The sequence below is a fragment of the Prevotella sp. AM42-24 genome, assembly GCF_003461825.1.
GTDB lineage: Bacteria > Bacteroidota > Bacteroidia > Bacteroidales > Bacteroidaceae > Prevotella > Prevotella hominis.
Genome location: NZ_QTXV01000118.1, coordinates 1 through 3,285, shown reverse-complemented (window position 1 = coordinate 3,285; position 3,285 = coordinate 1). Strand labels below are relative to the sequence as shown.

Sequence of the window (3,285 nt, the reverse complement as noted above, 5' to 3'; positions counted from 1 at the left end):
TTTGCTTTAAAGGGTTCAACAATAAAATTATTCTGGATTTCCTGATTCATCTGCCTTTTTAAAGACTTTCCGTTTCGTTCTATCCGAGATTTTTTTTTAGAATCATTCCGGCATAACCTTCATCACCTAAGCCTTTTTACGTGCTTTATAAGATGGCAGCCCAATAAGGCAGTAAGCCAAACAATCGGTAGAGAATTTTTGTAGAATACCCAATCTCTGATTGCGGAAGTCTGCTGCAAAAAATCTTCGCCGATAAGGAGAGCATCGACTGATGTTTGGTGTCTGCCTGGGCTGCCATACCTTTGCACGTTAAAAAGCTATGGTGATGGTTAACGGCACAACCTATGCTAAAAAAAATGAGGTTGAACATAAGAAACGGAAACAGAAATATAGATATAGAAAAAAATATATAGCCTTATTGCAAGCAATAGATATAGAGAGTAATATGACAATACAGTAATATGCGAATACGGCAATATAGATATAAAGACTGTAACACCTAAACGAAAATGACCAAAAGAAAAGGCTATCCGCTGATAACCTTTTTCTTATGAAAATTGGAGTATATGAATGGTGGCTTTATGCCACCTTTGGAGCCTTGGTCTCTATGATTTCTATTTTTGTAACAGCAAAGACTGTTTTATGAACCTCCTTGCCATCCTTGGTGTAGGAATCAGCCTTAAAGAATCCCTCAACCTTGATAAGGGTGCCTTTTTTGAGCATATCAATTGTGGCGGTATCATCCTTCTTAATCCAAGTCTCCATGTCAAGGATAGAAGACTTCTTTACTTTCTGGTCACCCTTCTTCTCTGTAGTTCTGAAAGAGAGACCGAAACGTGCTACGCTGGCTTTCTCGAAGTTCTTAACTTTTGCGTCGTTTACTACGAAACCTGAAATAGTGAAATTGTTCATTGCCTTCATAATTGTAATTTTTCAAATGTTAATAATTATTTTACGTGCATAATAGTAGCGAACAAGAAGAAGGTGAGTCACGGCAAGAGATGTCCAATATATTTTTCACCCTTGGGTATGGAGTTTTTGATTAAGGAGCAACTGCACCCAAAAAGTCTGAAAAAAATATTGAGACAAACAGGATGTGCGCCCTTGCCAACACCGCTTGTGCTAACTTTGCAAAGTAAAATGGTTGTTAACAACTATACAAAAAATTATCAGAACGCAAATGATCATAAAAATCTCACTTTAGGTTTCGATATACGACACTATGAAAACGACAAACGGAAAGCCAAGTTTCACTCCTATATCTCATTAAACTACAGAGAAGAAGGGTGCTTGGATATATGTCTATCCTCGATATGGAGGCAATAAGAAAATGTAAACCAACACGATATGTTCAAAAAGGGATAGAAGATGTGTGAGGAATTTGGCTAATTTCTACACCAAGGACGGCAAGAACATATAAATAGCGGTACAAAGATAGAACTCGATATAAAAGAGGCTTCATGGCATAAACGTCAATACATCTTATACAATTTTACATTAGAATAAGGCTTATGCTTTAGACTTAAAAAATAGGAATGACAGGCTTGGACGTGAAATATAGATATTAATATTTACAGCCATACGTATTGCTGTCTATAAGACATTATAGTCATAAATTAATACTTGAATATAAAAATACCATTGGAGATACCTCTTTGCAGGTGAAGCTGAATGGTTCGCCTGATGGCTGCGACCAATGAGGGAGCAGCCCGAAAATATAAAGAGAAAAGCATTAGTCAACACTTCTCTCTTTACATTTATTCGGGTTTTACTCCTAAGAAACCGATAAATTCGTCAAAATCTTGAATTATACTTTCCAACTTAGGATTGCTCTTTTGGACAATCAATGCAATATAGTTGTCTATTTCATCATCCCTTAAAACCGAAACCTTGACATAATACCGCTCAGCAAATACATAATCATTAAACCATCTTTTGAATAATCTTGCTCTCATTGCTTGACGGTTATCCCCTGTTTCACACTGATACAAAAGTATATTTGGGTTTGTAAGAAAGAACTCCTCTATAATACATTGTATTGTAGCTTTAACTTTAGGGTCATTCGGTGATGCCAATCTATTTTCGTTGAATAGCCCAAATTCATAGGCTTCTTCATTTTGCCAAATATTTTGATTTCTTGTAAAAATGACTCTGAAGATTATTCCAAAATCCGTTCTAAATGTATAAGATCCATTGTTATTCTGCCATACTGGGTATGGAGAAAACATATTGAGGCGAGTTAAATTAAATGGTTGCATAATAATTTTCTGCTTCTTTACGTACTTTGGCAAATTCTTCTTGAACTTGTTTCTCCATTTCCTTTTTTCTCTGAACCATATCACGAAGTACAGCTATTGCTTCTTCACGATTTTTTATTTTTAATGCCATATTATATCCTTTCTTTAAAATTCTTTTGGCAAAGATACAAATAATATTTGTATTCGCCAAAAGAAATCTTTATTATTTTATCCTCTATTTTTAATATTATATCCAAATCACTCTCGAAGAAGATTTGAGTTTCGTATGATGTACCAAACAAACGCTCCATTTGGTTCTTGGAATTTGCCAAATCTTGCAAGATGTCTCGAAGGTATCTCTCCACTATTTAGTTTTTCTTCATTAAGTCCTCTACAAGAGTCTCCTTACTTTCAAAAATTTCTTTGACAAGTCTAAGAAGATATTCTCCCTTTTCTGTCTTCAATACTACATAATCATCCATAGCCAAAGAGCGGATTTTGTCAATAATCTGCTCTTTTTCTGAGCCAATCTTTGGTGTTCTTCCGTTTGTGAAGTAGAAACCAATGAAGTAGTACAACTTTTCAGCCATATCACCTAAAAGAGCATTGTGTGCTTCTTCTTTTGATTTGCCACGTGAAAGAGAAAGATAGATGATTTCGCCCATCACAATCTTATTTTCATGCAAAGTGTATACTTTCTGATTAACAAAAAAGTTACTCTGCATTATTGTGTTAGTGTCCTTTGTCACGCACAAATCATTTGCAAGCGTCATACATGCGTAAACCTTTTCTCCGGCTGCAAGTGCCTTGGTAATGCGGTCGAAGATTTCTTGCTCGGTTGGAGTTCTTTCTTCACCGTTCTCTTCATCCTCGATGTCGTAATCATACCCCCATCCATCTTTACCAGTAATATAAAGACCTGCACTTTGTGCCTTTACTACGTCTTGGATAGTCGCAACCTCGACACCAACGATGTTCTTAAATACATTAATAGCATTATTTACATTCATAATCAAATCTGCTTTAAAGGGTTCAACAATAAAATTAT

4 protein-coding genes are annotated in these 3,285 nt (G+C 35.5%); all 4 read right to left on the bottom strand.

Annotated features, from left to right (window positions below):
- Window positions 1-579: 579 nt before the first annotated feature.
- A complete protein-coding gene (locus DW917_RS16315) occupies window positions 580-921 on the bottom strand; it encodes a single-stranded DNA-binding protein (protein ID WP_118120433.1) in 342 nt (113 codons plus the stop codon).
- 836 nt (window positions 922-1,757) lie between these two features.
- Window positions 1,758-2,258, bottom strand: a complete 501-nt coding sequence (locus tag DW917_RS16305; protein ID WP_147344241.1) for a DUF6169 family protein — start codon at window positions 2,256-2,258, stop codon at window positions 1,758-1,760.
- Window positions 2,245-2,448 (bottom strand): hypothetical protein, encoded by a 204-nt coding sequence (locus DW917_RS17395; protein WP_233524804.1) that lies wholly within the window; start codon window positions 2,446-2,448, stop codon window positions 2,245-2,247. Before DW917_RS17395 ends, DW917_RS16305 begins: the two co-directional genes overlap by 14 nt.
- 157 nt (window positions 2,449-2,605) lie before the next feature.
- Window positions 2,606-3,247, bottom strand: coding sequence for a hypothetical protein (locus tag DW917_RS16300; RefSeq protein ID WP_147344240.1), 642 nt, complete (start codon window positions 3,245-3,247; stop codon window positions 2,606-2,608).
- Window positions 3,248-3,285: the final 38 nt, after the last annotated feature.

Coding starts and splice junctions, on each gene's coding strand:
- DW917_RS16315 (WP_118120433.1), bottom strand. CDS start 921: ATGAAGGCAATGAACAATTTCACTATTTCAGGTTTCGTAGTAAACGAC.
- DW917_RS16305 (WP_147344241.1), bottom strand. CDS start 2,258: ATGCAACCATTTAATTTAACTCGCCTCAATATGTTTTCTCCATACCCA.
- DW917_RS16300 (WP_147344240.1), bottom strand. CDS start 3,247: ATGAATGTAAATAATGCTATTAATGTATTTAAGAACATCGTTGGTGTC.